The organism is Microbacterium sp. Root553, assembly GCF_001426995.1.
In the GTDB taxonomy this organism is placed as follows: domain Bacteria; phylum Actinomycetota; class Actinomycetes; order Actinomycetales; family Microbacteriaceae; genus Microbacterium.
The window spans coordinates 40,621-55,160 of the sequence record NZ_LMFY01000003.1 but is presented as its reverse complement, the minus strand read 5'-3'; the positions used below and the strand labels follow the sequence as shown (position 1 = coordinate 55,160).

Genomic DNA, 14,540 nt, shown 5'->3' with positions numbered 1-14,540 from the left:
TCAGGCGACGCGCGCCTCGTCGGCTGCGCCGGTCTCTCGTGCTGTGCGCGCCTCGTCTCGGAGCCGCGCGCCCTCGCGGAGCGCGGGAACGAGCTCGTCTCCCCACTCGCGCACGTCGCCGAGCGGATCGAAACCGCGGATGAGGAACCGCGTCACGCCCAGGTCGTAGTACTTCAGCAGCGCCTCGGCGACCTGAGCGGGTGTGCCCACCGGAGCCGTGGAGTTGCCCGACGGGCCCGTGAGCTTCGTGATGCCCAGCCACAGGCGCTCGTCGTGCACATCACCGCGCTGGGCTGCCTGCTGCAGGCGGTCGGCCGACACGGCGTTCTGCTCGCGCTGCAGGGGGCGCGCGAACGACAGGGTGTCGCCCGACTCCCTGTCGCGGATCAGCGCCGCGGTCGCGGCATGGATCCGGTCGGCCCTCTCCCAGGCCTCAGCTTCGGTGGGGCCGATGATCGGGCGGGTCGAGAGGCTGAACTCGACGGTGCGACCTCGCGCGGCCGCCGCCGCGCGGATCACGCGGATGTTCTCGGCCACCTCGGCCAGCGGCTCTCCGAACAGCATGTACACGTCGGCCCCGCCCGCGCCGACGTCGACCGCACCGTCGGAGAGCCCGCCGAAGAAGATCGGGATGCCGGCCTCGGTCGCGGGCTTCACGGCCGAGAAGGCCCCCTGCACGCGATAGAAGTCGCCCTCGTAGTCGAAGGGCTCGTCGGAGGTGAGCGTGCGTCGGAGCACGTCGATGAACTCGCCGGTGCGACGGTAGCGATCGGACTTCGCACTGAAGTCTCCGTCACGACGCTGATCGGCCTCGCTGCCTCCGGTGATGTGGTGGATCGCCACCCGTCCGCCGCCGGTGAGGTGGTCGAGGGTGGTGAGCTTGCGCGCGACGACGGTCGGCGCGACGAAACCCGGTCGATGGGCGATGAGCACCTTCAGCCGTTCGGTGGCGTGCAGCGCCGCGGCCGCCACGGCGAACCCGTCGGGTGAGCTGGCGCTGTAGCCGATCAGCACCCGGTCGAAGCCGGATTCCTCGTGCGCGCGCGAGAACTCCCGCACGTACGCGGCGTCGACGACGGGTCCTTCCACCGCCTTCGACTCCGACCCTGCAGTGGTGGCGATCATTCCGAGGATCTCGATGGGCATGGCGTCAGCTCCTGGCGGGGACGGGCGAAGGTCGGTTCGCGGTGGGTGTGTGGATGAGGGGGACGGAGTCGATCAGCAGACGGGTGTAGGGGTGCTCCGGGCGCGAGATCACGCGCCGCGTGGGGCCATCCTCGACGATGCGCCCGCGGTCGAGCACCACCAGTCGGTCGCTCATGGCGGCGAGCGAGCCGATGTCGTGCGAGATGACGAGCATCGCCATGTCGCCGCCACGCGCGTCGCGCAGGGCGATCAGGGCCTTGACCACGCGGTCGCGGCTCGCGGCGTCCAGTGCGCTCACGGGCTCGTCGAGCAGCAGCAGGCGAGGTTCGACGACGAGGGCCCTGGCGATCGCGGCCCGCTGCCGCTGCCCGCCGGAGAGGCCGGCGGGCACCCGCATCAGGAGGTCCTCGTCCAGCCCCACGGCCTCCAGCGCCGCCGCGCGACGACGGCGCGACTCCTGCGCCGAGACCTTCGCGATGCGGAGGCCCTCGACGATCGAGTCGGCGACGCGCACCCCGGGGTCGAGCGAGCGGAGCGGATCCTGGAAGACGTACTGCACGACGCCGGCCCGGCGCCAGAGCCGCAGGCCGCGGCCACGCAGGCGCGTCACGTCGCGGTCGTCGACGAGGATCCGGGAGCCGGCGGCGCTGTCGACCGCGCGCAGCACCGCCTTGGCGAGCGTCGTCTTGCCCGAGCCCGACTCGCCGACGACGCCGACGACCTCGCCGGGGTGCACCGAGAGCGAGATGCGGTCGAGCACCCGGACGGCGCCGTAGTCGACCGACAGATCGTCGAGTCGGAGGAGCGGGGTGCGCGTCATACGAGGAACCTCTCGAGTCCGTACGCGGCGTGCGCGCTGAGCAGTTCACGGGTGTAGGGGTGGGCGGGCGCCCGGAGCACCCGCGATGTCGCGCCGGCCTCGACCACCCGGCCGTCGCGGAACACCTGCACGCGCTCGCAGACCTGCGCGACGACGGCGAGGTCGTGCGAGACCAGGATGAGCGCGAGGTCGCGCTCCCGGCGGAGCTGTCGCAGCAGCTCCAGAAGCTCGGCCTGCACCGTGACGTCGAGAGCGGTCGTCGCCTCGTCGGCGATCAGCACGGCGGGGTCGGCGGCGAGCGCCATCGCGATCAGCACGCGCTGCAGCATGCCGCCCGAGAGCTGCGCGACGCGCTGGCGCAGGACCAGGTCGACGCGGCGGATGCCGAGGTCGTCGAGCAGCTCGCGCGCCCGTGCCCTGGCCCGTCGTCGCGGCACACGGGCGGTCACGCGCAGCGTCTCCTCGAGCTGCGCCCCGACCGGGATGGCCGGGTTCAGGTACGAGGCGGGGTCCTGGAAGACCGCGCCGATCCGCGTGCCGCGCACCTGACGCCACTCCCGCTCGCCGGCCTGCGTGAGATCGAGGCCGTCGATCTGCACCGAGCCCCCGGTGACGGACAGCCCTGCGGGGAGGATGCCCAGCAGGGCGCGGCAGGTGAGGGTCTTGCCGCTGCCCGATTCGCCGACGATGCCGAGAGCGTCGCCGGGGCGCACCGACACGGAGACGCCCTGCACCAGCTCGGTGCCGTCGGGAGCGCTGACGACCAGGTCGGTGGCTGCGGCGATCGCCGGTCGCGCGAGCGATGCCTCGTCGAAGGAGGGCGGCAGCGACGGGCGCTCGAGGGAACGGAGATCAGTCATGCGCCAGACCATCCCTGGCGGCATCCGCCACGAGGTTGAGCGCGCCGACCGTGAGGATGATCGCGAGCGCCGGGGCCACGGGCCCCCACGGGCGCTGGCCGAGGTAGCCAAGGTCGCTCGACAGCATCCCGCCCCAGGTGGGTGCCGGTGGCTGCACCCCGATTCCGAGGAAGGTCAGCGAGGCGACGGCCAGCAGCGCCCCGCCGAGGGCCGAGACCGACGCGACCACGAGGGTCGGGGCCACCTGGCGCCAGACGTGACGGCTCAGGATCCACCACGAGGACGCCCCGAGATAGCCGGCCGCATCGATGTACTGCGAATCCCGCACCCGCAGGGTCGCGGCGCGCGCGATGCGGAAGAAGCCGGGCGCGACGAGGATGCCGATGGCCAGCGTCGCCTGCACGAGACCGTTGCCCAGCAGGGCGGCGAACACGATCGCGAAGAGGATGAAGGGCAGCGCCAGCAGGGCGTCGACGGCCCGCAGCGACAGCCACTCGGCCACGCGCGGCACGAACGCGCTGAGCGCTCCGGGCACCGCGCCGAGGACCAGGCCGATCAGCGCGGCGGACACGGCGCTCAGCAGAGAGGCGGGCGCGCCGGCGAACAGTCTCGAGAGCACGTCCCTGCCGAGGTAGTCGGTGCCCAGCAGGTGCGTCAGGCTCGGCTCCTGCAGCGCCGCGGCGGGATTCTGCGCGAGCGGGTCCTGAGGGGCGAGCGCGGGGCCCGCCACCGCGAGGACGGCGACGGCGAGCAGCACGAGCAGCGCCGCCCTGGTCGCCCATCCCGTCCCCCGGAGTCCGGCGAACGATGCGACCCGTCCGGTGCGTGCGTCGAGGGCGGTCATGCGGCACTCCTCTCGGTTCCGGCCGTGCGGGAGATCACGATGTTGAGGATCGCGCCCACCACGACGATGACCGCGATCGTGACGAGGAGGACCCCCTGTACGACGGGGACGTCACCCTGCAGCGCCGCCCGGTTCGCGAGCTGGCCGAGTCCGGGCATCCCGAAGATCACCTCGGTGATCACCGCGCCGCCGACCAACCGCGGCGCATGCACGCCCAGCGCCGAGAGTGCCGGGCCCGAGGCGATCGGCAGCGCGTGCCGGAACACGATCCGCCCCGGGCCGAGACCGTGCACGCGGGCGCCGACGATGAAGTTCTCACCGAGGGTGCCGACGAGCGAGGTGCGCAGCTGTCGGGCGATGTCGGCACCGGCGTCGAGGCTGAGGGCCACCGACGGCAGGACCAGGCACGTCAGCCAGGCCGCGATGCTCCTCTCCGGCGGCGTGTACCCGGCCACGGGGAACACGGGGATCGCGTAGGAGAACAGCAGGATGAGGCCGATCGCGGCCACGAACGCGGGAACCGTCGCGGCCACGGTGCTGAGCAGGGTGATCACCCGGTCGATCGCACCGCCGCGGGTCACCGCTGCAAGCACGCCGCCGAGGAATCCGAAGACGAGGGCGACCAGGGTGGCGCCCGCCGCGATCGACAGGCTCACCGGGAACGCCTGCGCGATGCTGTCCCCCACCGGGATGGTCGTGAACCACGAATTCCCGAGGTCGCCGCCGATCGCGCCGCCGATCCAGTCGACGTAGCGCACCAGGAACGGTCGGTCGAGACCGAACTGGTGATTCAGCCGATCGACGTCGGCCTGCGTCGCGACCTCGCCGAGGGCGACGGCCGCGGGGTCCGATCCGCTCGCCGCGCCGAGCGCGAAGGTCGCGAACGTGGCGAGGACGAAGACCGTGACCGCCGTGAGCAGTGTCGCGACGACGGAGCGGAGCACCGGCCACGGTGCGCGAGGCGCGGCGGCCTCGTCGATGTCGGGCGCGCGGGGCGCCTCGGTGGTCACGGCGGCGGTGGTCGCCGCGGTGGTGGTCAGGGCGGTTGTGGTCACGGCGGTGGTGGTCACGGTCGTCATGATCGGCTCAGCCGTCGACCTTCACGTCTTCCCAGCGCTGCACGTCGAGCCAGTGCCGGATGCCGGTCACCTTCTCGGGGTGCACGAGGATGCGCGGCCAGCTGAACAGGAAGGTGTTCGGCTGCAGCCTCACGCCCACCTCGACGGCGTCCTGGACCTTCTGGGCGTAGTCGTCGGCGTCGGTGGGCGTCGCCCTGGCCGCGTCGATGGCCGCGGTGAGCTCCGGCGGCGTCTGACGTCCGAGGTTCATCAGTCCCTCGGTGCCGTACAGCACCTCGAGCCCCTGCAGCGGAGACTGGCGTCCCGAGTAGCTGTCGAGCACGAAGGGCAGCGTGCGCTGCACGTAGTTCTGCGCCACGGCCGCCGCGGGCAGGACGTCGAGCGTGACGTCGATGCCGGCCTTCGCCCACTGGGCCTGCAGCACCTCGGCGAGCGCGGTGTCGTCCTCGGTGAGCGAGAGGGTGATCGTGAGTCCGTCCGGATATCCCGCCTCGGTCAACAGCTCCTCCGCGGCGTCGAGGTCGTACGGGTACAGATCCTCGAGCTCAGGGCTGTGCGCGACGTAGCCGTCGGGGAAGGGCTGCCAGTTCGGCGTCCCCTGACCGAAGTACGCCGCGTCAACCAGCGCCTGTCGGTCCGTGGCGTGACTGATCGCCTGCAGCACCCTCTGGTCGTCGAACGGAGCGACCGTGCTGTTCACGTCGAGCGCCCGCACGGTCAGCGCCTTGATGGTCTCGACCTCGAGGTTCGCGGCCTCGGCGCCCTGGACCTGCGCCGGCGGGACGATGGCGACGTCCCACTGGCCGGACGAGACCCCGGCGACGACCGTCGCGGGGTCGGTGACGGGGACGATCGAGAAGTCGTCGATGAAGATGTGGTCGGCGTTCCAGTAGTCGTCGTTCTTCTCCAGATCGGCGTGCGCGTTCGGCACGAACTCGGTGAGGGCGAACGGCCCCGAGCCCTCCGGCTGCGTCGCGAGGGCTCCGACATCGTCGAAGGCCGCGGGATTCACGATGAAGCCCGTCTTGCCGGCGAACAGGTAGGGCACCTGGTAATCCGCCTGGTCGAGATGCACGGTCACGGTCTGCTCGTCGACGGCATCGATGCCCACCACGATGCGCAGCTGCCCCGCGAGCGTCGAATTCTCCTGATCGCGGCCCCGTTCCAGACTCTGCTTCACGGCATCGGCGGTCACGGGCGTCCCGTCCGTGAACTCGGCGCCCTCCCTCAGGTGGAAGGTGATCGCGGTGCCGTCGTCGCTGTACTCCCAGCTCTCGGCGAGGCCGGGGACGACCTGCCCCTCGGTGTCCAGCTGCGTGAGCCCGTCGTAGACGAGGGCGAGGGCGTGCGTGTCCCATCCGGCCGTCGAGGTCACCGGGTCCCAGCTGGTGGGCAGCGCCCACCCCCAGGTGAGCGAGGTGGGGCCCGCGGAATCGGAGGGCGCGGCGGTGGCACCGGCGCATCCGGCCAGGGCGAGGGTGGCGAGGGAGGCGGCGGCGAACAGTGCGGCGCGAGGTCGTCGGGTCATGCAAGCGAAGCTAGGAGCGCGACGACAGGGCCCACAATCCGCACGGCAGTCGAGCGACACGGACCGCAACACGGCGACACATCGGAACGCGGCCCCGCCCTCCCCGCACAGGATGGGCGGTATGACTTCGACCTCCTCCCCCACGCTGTGGACGCCGTCCGCGCGCGTTCGCGGCAGCCTCGCCGTCGTCACCGGACGCGGCGAGCGCGCCGGCGTGTACGAGCGCTTCGGCCGCCGACTGAGCGCGGACGGCTACACCGTCGCCGTCTTCGAAGAGGATGCGGATGCGGCGAGCGCCTGGCTCGGCGCGACGACGGACGCCCCGAGGGTGCTCGTCGGCGCGGATGCCGGAGCATCCGCGGTCCTGCGCCTCGTCGCGCAGGGCGCCTCCGTCGACGCGGCCGTCGTCGCCGGCACCCTGGTGGATGCCGAGCTCGACCTGCCGTCCGCCGAGGAGCGCACCGCGTGCCCTCTGCACCTGGGCGTCCTCGCGGCGGAGGCGACGTCGGTCGACGTCGCGGTGGCCGAACCGCTGCCCGCGCCTGCCGATCTCGCGGCCGTGGAGGTTCCGGTGCTCGCGATCCATGGCGGAGCCGACCCGGTGTCGCCGATCGCCGCCGTGTCGACCGCCCTCCGCAGCGTGCCCGACCTCGAGATCCTCGAGACCGTCGACGGTCTGCACGACGCTCTGAACGACCAGACGCACCGCAGCGTCGCGGCCGCGCTCGTGCAGTGGCTCGAGCGGCTGCGCGGCGGAGACGTCCGCACACCGCTCGTCCGCGCGTACCGGACGGCCTCGGTGGCGACCGCATGACCGGGTTCTCCACGCGCCAGATCCAGGCCGGATACGTCCCCGGCACTCCGCAGAACAGCGCGGTCCCGCCGATCTACCAGACCGCGGCCTACGAGTTCGGATCGCTCGCCGAGGCCGCCGACCTGTTCGCGCTGCGCGCGGCGGGCAACCTCTACAGCCGCAACGCGAGCCCGACCCAGCAGGTGCTCGAGGAGCGCGTCGCGGCGCTCGAGGGCGGCGCGTCCGCGGTGGCGGTCGCCTCCGGGCAGGCTGCGGTCGCGGTGACGCTGCTCGCGCTCGTCGGTCGCGGCGGGCACATCGTCGCCGCCACCCAGCTCTACGGCGGCACGGTCGACCTGCTGCAGGAGACCTTCGACGACTTCGGCATCCCGGTGACCTTCGTCGATCAGGACGACACCGAGGCGTGGCGGGCGGCGATCCGCCCCGAGACGCGAGTGCTCTTCGCCGAGTCGATCGCGAATCCGATCGCTCAGGTCCTCGACATCCGTGCGGTCGCCGACATCGCCCACGCCGCGGGAGTGCCGCTGGTGATCGACAACACCGTGGGCACCCCGTACCTGGTGCGACCGGGCGAGCACGGCGCCGACTTCGTGGTGCACTCCGCGACCAAGTTCCTGAGCGGGCACGGAACGTCCCTGGGCGGCGTCGTCGTGGATCTGGGCACGTTCGACGCCGGGCGGGAGCCTGCCCGCTGGCCGCACTTCACCGAGCCGTACGCCCGCGTCGGCGACTTCACGCTGTGGGAGCGGTTCGGCATCGGCCAGGCGTTCGCGGCACTCGTGAAGTCGAAGTACGTGCACGATCTGGGCCCGTCGCTCTCGCCCTTCAACGCCTGGCAGATCCTGCAGGGCATCGAGACCCTCGACCTGCGCGTGTCCCGGCAGAGCGCCACCGCGCTCGCGCTCGCGCGGCACCTGCAGCAGCATCCGGCCGTCGCGCGGGTGCACCACCCCGGCCTCGACGGCACCCCCTGGCATGCGCTCGCCGAGCGCTACCTGCCCCGCGGCGGCCCGTCGGTGTTCTCGTTCGACCTCGTTGTCCCCCGCGGTGCCGACACGCACGCGAGCGTCGCCAGGGTGATCGATGCGCTGCGCGTGATCCGTCTCGTGGCGAACATCGGCGATGCCCGCAGTCTCGTGAACCACCCGGCGTCCATGACGCACTCCCACCTCACCGCGGCGCAGCGTGATGCGGCGGGCATCTCGCCCACCACCATCCGGTTGTCGGCGGGACTCGAGGACGCGGCCGACCTCATCGCCGACCTCGACCGGGCGCTCGCCCTGACCTGACGGAAGGACCACCATGGCCATCGATCTCGGATACTGGACCCCCGTGTACGGAGGGTTCCTGCGCAACGTCGCCGACGAGGGGCGCATGGCCGCCACGTGGGACTACATCCGCGACGTGTCGGTGAGGGCGGATCGTCTCGGGTTCCACACCACCCTCGTCCCCGAGCTGTACCTCAACGATCGCAAGGGCATCGATGCGCCGAGTCTCGAGGCCTGGTCGCTGTCGGCGGCGATCCTCGCGGTCACCGAGCGCCTGCGCGTGATGACCGCCGTGCGTCCCGGGTTCCACCTCCCCGCGGTGCTCGCGAAGACCGTCGGCACGCTCGACCGGATCGCGCCCGGTCGGGTCTCCCTCAACGTCGTCGCGGCCTGGTGGGCCGAGGAGGCCCGGCAGTTCGGCGGGCGGTTCACGACCCACGACGAGCGCTACGTGCAGGCCGAGGAGTTCGTCGCCGTGCTGAACGGCCTGTGGGAGCAGACGCCCTTCTCCTTCGACGGCGCGCACTACACACTGGAGGGCACCATCGTCGAGCCCAAGCCGTCGAGTCATCCGGTCGTCTTCGCGGGTGGCGAGAGCGAGGCGGGGCGCGAGTCGATCGCCGGCTTCGCCGACGCCTACGTGATGCACGGCGGCACGCTCGACGAGGTCCGCGCGAACGTGACCGACATGAACGCCCGCTCCGAGCGGCTGCACGGCCGCCCGATCGCCGAGTTCGGGATGCCGGCGTACGTGATCGTGCGCGACACCGAGGCCGAGGCGCAGCGCGAGCTCGATCGGATCACGACCGTCGACCCCGACTCGCCCGGCTACGCCTCGTTCGAGGAATTCCAGCGCAATTCCCAGCTGTCGCTCGAGCTCACCCGTCGTGAGTACTCGGTCGGCACGCGCGGCCTGCGTCCGAACCTCGTCGGCACGCCGGAGCAGGTGGCCGAGCGCATCGACGCGTACGCGGATGCCGGCATCACGCTGCTCCTGATCCAGGCGTCGCCCCTCGACGAGGAACTCGAGCGGATCGCCGCCCAGGTGCTCCCGCTCGTCTCGCCGCGAACCGCGGCCGCCCTGACCTGAACACCCCGCGCGTCGGTCGCACCCCCTACGCTGAGAGGATGACTGGTCTTCGTTGGGGAATCCTCGCGACCGGCGGCATCGCCGGCGCGTTCGCATCCGATCTGCGCACCGCGGGGCTCGATCTCGTCGCGGTCGGCTCTCGGTCGCAGGAGTCGGCCGACGCCTTCGCCGCACGCTTCGACATCGCCAGGGCGCACCCCTCGTACGAGGCTCTCGTCGCGGATCCCGACGTCGACATCATCTATGTCTCGACGCCGCATCCGATGCACCACGAGAACGCGAGGCTCGCACTCGAGGCGGGAAAGCACGTGCTCGTCGAGAAGCCGTTCACGCTCAACCATGCCGAGGCGGAAGACCTGCAGCGGCTCGCCGCCGAGCGGGGTCTGCTCGTGATGGAGGCGATGTGGACGCGCTATCTGCCGCACATGGTCCGCATCCGCGAGATCATCGCCGCGGGCACGCTGGGCGAGATCCGAGCCGTGACCGCCGACCACACGCAGCTGCTGCCGAGCGATCCCGCACACCGTCTCAACGCGCTCGAGCTCGGCGGCGGCGCACTGCTCGACCTCGGCATCTACCCGATCTCCTTCGTGTGGGACATCCTGGGTGCCCCGACCGACATCCGTGCCGTCGGCCGTCTCATCGAGACGGGCGCCGACGCCGAGGTCGCCACCGTCATGACGCACGCGGGCGGAGCGATCTCCACCACGCTCTCGTCGTCCAGGGCCGCGGGCGCGAACGCCGCGACCGTCGTGGGCACGGCGGCGCGCATCGACATCGACCGCGTCTGGTACGTGCCGACCACGTTCCGGGTCGTCCTGCCCGACGGCACGGTCATCGAGGAGTACGAATCCGAGGTCGAGGGTCGGGGGATGCAGTACCAGGCCCACGCCGCGGAGCGCCTCGTCCGCGACGGCGTGCTCGAGGGCGACCTGCTGCCCATCGCCGAGAGTGTCGCGATCATGGGCACCCTCGACGAGATCCGCTCCCAGATCGGGGTGCGCTACCCCGGCGAGGAGGCAGACCGTGGCTGAGGCTCCCGACGCCCGCGTCGCCGTCTACCTGGACTTCGACAACATCGTCATCTCCTGGTACGACCGTGTCCACGGGCGGAACGCCTACGGCAAGGACCGCCAGAGGATCACCGAGAACCCGTCCGACCCCGATGTCACCGAGCGGCTGTCCCGCGCGATGATCGAGGTGGGCGCGATCATCGACTACGCCGCCTCGTTCGGCACCCTGGTGCTCACCCGGGCGTACGCGGACTGGTCGTCGCCGGTGAACGCCGTGTACCGGTCGCAGCTCGTCGCCCGCGCCGTCGACCTCGTGCAGCTGTTCCCCGCCGCCGCCTACGCGAAGAACGGCGCCGACATCCGTCTCGCCGTCGACGCCGTCGAAGACATGTTCCGGCTGCCGGACCTGACCCACGTGGTGATCGTCGCCGGCGACAGCGACTACGTCCCCCTCGCCCAGCGCTGCAAGCGACTGGGCCGCTACGTGATCGGCGTGGGCGTGGCCGGGTCGACCGCGAAGTCGCTCGCCGCGGCCTGCGACGAGTTCGAGGCGTACGACTCTCTGCCCGGCGTCGTGCGCCCGAGCAAGAGCGCCGCCGCCCCCGCGCCGGTCGCCGAGGTCGTCGAGACCGTCGCGGAGCCGGTGACGGAGCCCGAGCCGGCGGCGAAGGCGAAGTCCCGCACCCAGACCAAGACGTCCAAGGCCAAGGCACAGGCCCAGGCGCCCGCGCAGACGCAGGCTCCCGCCCAGACGCAGTCCGCACCCGCGCAGACGCAGTCCGCGGCCGCAGCCCCGGCGAAGTCCGCGGTCGTCGACACGGGCGAGTCCACCGAGCAGAGCGAGGCGACCGAGCTGCTGCAGCGCGCGCTGCGTCTCGGCCACGACAAGACGGATGCCGACGAGTGGCTGCACAGCTCCGCGGTGAAGACGCACATGCGCCGGATGGACCCGTCCTTCAGCGAGAAGGCCCTGGGGTACCGCTCCTTCTCGGACTTCGTGAAGTCGCGCGAGGACATCGCCGAGCTCGAGGAGACCGGCCACGAGCGTCTGGTCAGACTCCGCGACTCCTCGTCGTGAGGTGAGACGATGACGGCTGCGGACACGACCACCCTCTCGCCGTACGAGCGCGCACTGGGCGCGCGCATCTCGGAACTGCATCCGAAGACGGCGTGGTACTTCCGCACCATCCCCGACGGTCAGGTCGGAGTCGGCACGGGTGTGTTCACCAGCGCGGGCTCCCGCCACCGCTGGCTGTGGCCCGTCTTCCGCATCGCCGAGGCCCTCGGTGTCGCGTTCGCGGGCTGGGAGCGCGACGTCCCCTTCCGCATCGAGAACCGCACGGTCGACGGCACGGCCGTCGCCGTCCGGCACTTCGAGCTCCCAGGGCGCACCTGGGTCATGCCCGACGTCGTCGTCCTCGGCGCGAACCGCATCCTGCGCAACGAGATCGGTCCGCATCGGACCGTCGTCACGACGTTCGACATCGATGTGCGCGACGAGGCGGTCGTGCTCACGATCCGGCGCGTCGGACTGCGCCTCGGTCGTCTGCGCCTCGCGGCACCCCGGTTCCTCCGCCCGCGGATCCGGCTGGTGGAGCGCTGGGACGCCGAGCGCGAGCGCCACCACGTGAACATGACGATCGACGCCCCGCTGCTCGGTCGCGTCTACGAGTACACCGGCTTCTTCACCTACACGATCGAGAGCGAGACTCCGTGACCGATGCCGCTCCGCTGCCCGCCGGGCCCGTCGTGGTCGGCGGCTCCACGGGCTTCATGGGGAGCTATCTGATCCCCCGCCTGCGCGCCGCCGGGCGCGAGGTGATCACGATCTCGCGATCGGGCGCCGACATCGCGTGGGGCGACCAGCACGCGATCAACCGCGCCGTCGACGGCTCCTCCCTCGTGATCGGTCTCGCGGGCAAGAGCGTGAACTGCCGCTACACGCCCGCGAACCGCGCCGCGATCTTCCGCTCGCGCCTCGACACCACGTCGTCGCTCGGCTCCGCCATCGCGAGGGCGTCGAATCCGCCGCCGCTGTGGGTGAACTCCTCGACCGCGACGATCTACCGCCATGCGGAGGATCGTCCGATGACGGAGTCGTCGGGCGACCTCGGCGCCGGGTTCTCTGTCGAGGTCGCCAAGGCCTGGGAGCGCGCGCTGTTCGCCGAGGACCTCCCGCAGACACGGAGGGTCGCACTGCGCAGCGCGATCGTGCTCGGCCACGGAGGGGTGCTCGGTCCGCTCCGGACCCTCGCCCGCCTCGGCCTGGGCGGAGCACATCACGACGGCCCTTGGCCGATCGGCCCCGCGCGGCGGGCGGCCGGCACCGGGCACCGCCCCGGCGCGCGTCGTGGCGAGCAGCGGTTCAGCTGGGTGCACGTCGAGGACGTCGCACGCATCATCGACTTCCTTGAGGTCACGCCCTCCCTCGAGGGGCCGGTCAACGCGGCCTCTCCGAACCCGTCGGACGACGCCGAGTTCATGGCGACCGTTCGTCGCGTGCTCGGCGTCCGGTTCGGTCCTCCCCTGCGGCGCTGGATGCTGGAACTCGGCGCGATCGGCATCCGCACCGAGACCGAGCTGATCCTGAAGAGCCGGTGGGTGATCCCCGAGACGCTCACGCTCGCGGGTTTCGAGTTCGCGTACCCGTCGCTGGACGACGCCGTCCGGGAATCGTTCGACCTCGCGCAGCCCGCCGCCTAGATCTGGGCTGAACCCGATCCTGCCGAGGGGTCGCCATCCTCTCGACGGCGCCTCTCGATCTCCTGCCGCAGGCGCCATTCCTCGATCTCGCGATCCAGGTCCGCGATCTGCTGCTCCGTGCTCCGCGTGTCCACCGGCATGGAAGGAGTCGGAGCCGGATCCGGCCGCCTGTTCGTCGGCCGTGCGGACGCACGCATCCGGGGGATGCGCAGACCTGCCTCGGAGTACTCCCGCCCGATCGCGAACCACAGCAGGCTCCCGATCAGCGGCAGCAGGATCACGATGATGATCCACGCCATCTTCGGCAGATACCTGACCTGCGAGTCGTCGCGCTTGATGATGTCGACGAGCGCGCCGACCATCAGGGCGATGACGAGGATCGTGAACAGGAACGGCATGAGTTCAGGGTAGACGACGCGCGCGTACGGCGCTCGGGCTAGGGCAGCAGGTGCCCGGCCGCACGGAACAGCTCGTACCATTCGGCGCGAGTGAGCTCGATGTCGGCGCCGGCGGCGGCATCTCGCACACGGTCGGGCGTCGTGGTGCCGAGGACCACCTGCATCTTCGCGGGGTGCCGCGTGATCCAGGCCGTCGCGATCGCGATCGGCTCGACGCGGTACGACGCGGCGAGACGATCGATCACGGCGTTCAGCTCCGCGTAGTTCGGGTCGCCGAGGAACACGCCCGTGAAGAACCCGCCCTGGAACGGCGACCATGCCTGGATCGTGATGCCGTTGATGCGGCAGTACTCGACGATCCCTCCGCCGTCGCGGACGATGCTCTGATCCTCTCCCGACATGTTCGCAGCGATCGGCTGGGCGATGATCGGCGCGTGCGTGATCGAGAGCTGCAGCTGATTCGCGATCAGCGGCTGGGTCACCGCCGTGCGCAGCAGGTCGATCTGACGCGGGGTGTGATTCGAGACGCCGAACGCCCTGACCTTGCCCGCGGCCTCGAGCTCGTCGAACGCCCTGGCGACCTCTTCGGGCTCGACCAACGCGTCAGGACGGTGCAGGAGCAGCACATCGAGACGATCGGTGCGCAGCGCCGCGAGCGATCCCTCCACCTGCCGGATGATGTGCTCGTACGAGAAGTCGAACGATCCCTCGGCCGGGTTGATGCCGCACTTGGTCTGCAGCACGATCTCGTCGCGCTCGCTCGCGGAGAGGCCGAGCGCGTCGGCGAAGCGCCCCTCGCAGACGTGCATCGCGCCCCCGTAGATGTCGGCGTGGTCGAAGAAGTCGATGCCGGCTGTGCGAGCGCTGTCGTACAGTTCGCGGATGTGCGCGTCGTCCTTGTCGTCGATCCGCATCATTCCGGCGACGACGGCGGGGGCGGTGGCGGATCCGAAGGGGATGGTCTTCATACGCCCACG

At 71.3% G+C, this 14,540-nt stretch carries 15 protein-coding genes; 7 read left to right on the top strand and 8 right to left on the bottom strand.

Annotation, left to right across the window (positions count from 1 at the left end; all coding sequences use genetic code 11):
- From ASD43_RS15940 to ASD43_RS15915, 6 genes are read right to left on the bottom strand one after another with little or no spacing between them, the layout of a single operon-like run.
- Nucleotides 1-1,146 carry an LLM class flavin-dependent oxidoreductase gene (locus ASD43_RS15940; RefSeq protein WP_056420728.1) on the bottom strand — a complete coding sequence of 382 codons (1,146 nt, stop codon included), beginning with the start codon at nucleotides 1,144-1,146 and terminating at the stop codon, nucleotides 1-3.
- Between the two features lie 4 nt (nucleotides 1,147-1,150).
- The gene (locus tag ASD43_RS15935; RefSeq protein ID WP_056420725.1) at nucleotides 1,151-1,966 is read right to left on the bottom strand and encodes an ABC transporter ATP-binding protein; all 816 of its coding nucleotides are present in this window, start codon (nucleotides 1,964-1,966) and stop codon (nucleotides 1,151-1,153) included.
- Nucleotides 1,963-2,826 (bottom strand): ATP-binding cassette domain-containing protein, encoded by an 864-nt coding sequence (locus tag ASD43_RS15930; protein WP_056420721.1) that lies wholly within the window; start codon nucleotides 2,824-2,826, stop codon nucleotides 1,963-1,965. The genes ASD43_RS15935 and ASD43_RS15930 overlap by 4 nt, the downstream gene beginning before the upstream one ends.
- On the bottom strand, nucleotides 2,819-3,670 hold the full coding sequence (locus ASD43_RS15925) for an ABC transporter permease (RefSeq protein WP_082539500.1): 852 nt from the start codon (nucleotides 3,668-3,670) through the stop codon (nucleotides 2,819-2,821). The genes ASD43_RS15930 and ASD43_RS15925 overlap by 8 nt, the downstream gene beginning before the upstream one ends.
- The gene (locus ASD43_RS15920) at nucleotides 3,667-4,740 is read right to left on the bottom strand and encodes an ABC transporter permease (protein WP_157551070.1); all 1,074 of its coding nucleotides are present in this window, start codon (nucleotides 4,738-4,740) and stop codon (nucleotides 3,667-3,669) included. The genes ASD43_RS15925 and ASD43_RS15920 overlap by 4 nt, the downstream gene beginning before the upstream one ends.
- Before the next feature lie 16 nt (nucleotides 4,741-4,756).
- Nucleotides 4,757-6,277 (bottom strand): ABC transporter substrate-binding protein, encoded by a 1,521-nt coding sequence (locus ASD43_RS15915; protein ID WP_056420716.1) that lies wholly within the window; start codon nucleotides 6,275-6,277, stop codon nucleotides 4,757-4,759.
- Nucleotides 6,278-6,398: 121 nt separating this feature from the next.
- Here ASD43_RS15915 and ASD43_RS15910 point away from each other — a divergent pair, with 121 nt between their 5' ends.
- Genes ASD43_RS15910 through ASD43_RS15880 form a run of 7 tightly spaced genes read left to right on the top strand, consistent with a single transcriptional unit; the run spans nucleotide 6,399 to nucleotide 13,165 of the window.
- Nucleotides 6,399-7,091 carry an alpha/beta hydrolase gene (locus ASD43_RS15910; RefSeq protein ID WP_056420713.1) on the top strand — a complete coding sequence of 231 codons (693 nt, stop codon included), beginning with the start codon at nucleotides 6,399-6,401 and terminating at the stop codon, nucleotides 7,089-7,091.
- On the top strand, nucleotides 7,088-8,380 hold the full coding sequence (locus ASD43_RS15905; RefSeq protein ID WP_056420709.1) for an O-acetylhomoserine aminocarboxypropyltransferase/cysteine synthase family protein: 1,293 nt from the start codon (nucleotides 7,088-7,090) through the stop codon (nucleotides 8,378-8,380). Before ASD43_RS15910 ends, ASD43_RS15905 begins: the two co-directional genes overlap by 4 nt.
- Before the next feature lie 13 nt (nucleotides 8,381-8,393).
- The gene (locus tag ASD43_RS15900) at nucleotides 8,394-9,449 is read left to right on the top strand and encodes an LLM class flavin-dependent oxidoreductase (protein WP_056420708.1); all 1,056 of its coding nucleotides are present in this window, start codon (nucleotides 8,394-8,396) and stop codon (nucleotides 9,447-9,449) included.
- A gap of 38 nt (nucleotides 9,450-9,487) precedes the next feature.
- A complete protein-coding gene (locus ASD43_RS15895; protein WP_056420706.1) occupies nucleotides 9,488-10,483 on the top strand; it encodes a Gfo/Idh/MocA family protein in 996 nt (331 codons plus the stop codon).
- Nucleotides 10,476-11,540: an NYN domain-containing protein gene (locus tag ASD43_RS15890; RefSeq protein ID WP_056420703.1), complete on the top strand. Its 1,065-nt coding sequence runs from the start codon at nucleotides 10,476-10,478 to the stop codon at nucleotides 11,538-11,540. Before ASD43_RS15895 ends, ASD43_RS15890 begins: the two co-directional genes overlap by 8 nt.
- A 9-nt stretch (nucleotides 11,541-11,549) precedes the next feature.
- Nucleotides 11,550-12,179: a DUF4166 domain-containing protein gene (locus ASD43_RS15885; protein ID WP_056420700.1), complete on the top strand. Its 630-nt coding sequence runs from the start codon at nucleotides 11,550-11,552 to the stop codon at nucleotides 12,177-12,179.
- Nucleotides 12,176-13,165 carry an epimerase gene (locus ASD43_RS15880; RefSeq protein WP_268776174.1) on the top strand — a complete coding sequence of 330 codons (990 nt, stop codon included), beginning with the start codon at nucleotides 12,176-12,178 and terminating at the stop codon, nucleotides 13,163-13,165. The genes ASD43_RS15885 and ASD43_RS15880 overlap by 4 nt, the downstream gene beginning before the upstream one ends.
- Here ASD43_RS15880 and ASD43_RS15875 read toward each other — a convergent pair.
- Both ASD43_RS15875 and ASD43_RS15870 read right to left on the bottom strand, forming a co-directional pair.
- Nucleotides 13,162-13,563, bottom strand: coding sequence for a PLDc N-terminal domain-containing protein (locus ASD43_RS15875; protein WP_056420699.1), 402 nt, complete (start codon nucleotides 13,561-13,563; stop codon nucleotides 13,162-13,164). The genes ASD43_RS15880 and ASD43_RS15875 overlap by 4 nt on opposite strands.
- A 38-nt stretch (nucleotides 13,564-13,601) precedes the next feature.
- Nucleotides 13,602-14,531: an aldo/keto reductase gene (locus ASD43_RS15870; protein ID WP_056420694.1), complete on the bottom strand. Its 930-nt coding sequence runs from the start codon at nucleotides 14,529-14,531 to the stop codon at nucleotides 13,602-13,604.
- Nucleotides 14,532-14,540: the final 9 nt, after the last annotated feature.

What these genes read in the sequence shown, in the direction of transcription:
- ASD43_RS15940 (WP_056420728.1), bottom strand. Translation starts at nt 1,146, where the DNA reads ATGCCCATCGAGATCCTCGGAATGATCGCCACCACTGCAGGGTCGGAG.
- ASD43_RS15925 (WP_082539500.1), bottom strand. Translation starts at nt 3,670, where the DNA reads ATGACCGCCCTCGACGCACGCACCGGACGGGTCGCATCGTTCGCCGGA.
- ASD43_RS15870 (WP_056420694.1), bottom strand. Translation starts at nt 14,531, where the DNA reads ATGAAGACCATCCCCTTCGGATCCGCCACCGCCCCCGCCGTCGTCGCC.
- ASD43_RS15895 (WP_056420706.1), top strand. Translation starts at nt 9,488, where the DNA reads ATGACTGGTCTTCGTTGGGGAATCCTCGCGACCGGCGGCATCGCCGGC.
- ASD43_RS15915 (WP_056420716.1), bottom strand. Translation starts at nt 6,277, where the DNA reads ATGACCCGACGACCTCGCGCCGCACTGTTCGCCGCCGCCTCCCTCGCC.
- ASD43_RS15910 (WP_056420713.1), top strand. Translation starts at nt 6,399, where the DNA reads ATGACTTCGACCTCCTCCCCCACGCTGTGGACGCCGTCCGCGCGCGTT.
- ASD43_RS15875 (WP_056420699.1), bottom strand. Translation starts at nt 13,563, where the DNA reads ATGCCGTTCCTGTTCACGATCCTCGTCATCGCCCTGATGGTCGGCGCG.
- ASD43_RS15935 (WP_056420725.1), bottom strand. Translation starts at nt 1,966, where the DNA reads ATGACGCGCACCCCGCTCCTCCGACTCGACGATCTGTCGGTCGACTAC.
- ASD43_RS15930 (WP_056420721.1), bottom strand. Translation starts at nt 2,826, where the DNA reads ATGACTGATCTCCGTTCCCTCGAGCGCCCGTCGCTGCCGCCCTCCTTC.
- ASD43_RS15905 (WP_056420709.1), top strand. Translation starts at nt 7,088, where the DNA reads ATGACCGGGTTCTCCACGCGCCAGATCCAGGCCGGATACGTCCCCGGC.
- ASD43_RS15885 (WP_056420700.1), top strand. Translation starts at nt 11,550, where the DNA reads ATGACGGCTGCGGACACGACCACCCTCTCGCCGTACGAGCGCGCACTG.
- ASD43_RS15900 (WP_056420708.1), top strand. Translation starts at nt 8,394, where the DNA reads ATGGCCATCGATCTCGGATACTGGACCCCCGTGTACGGAGGGTTCCTG.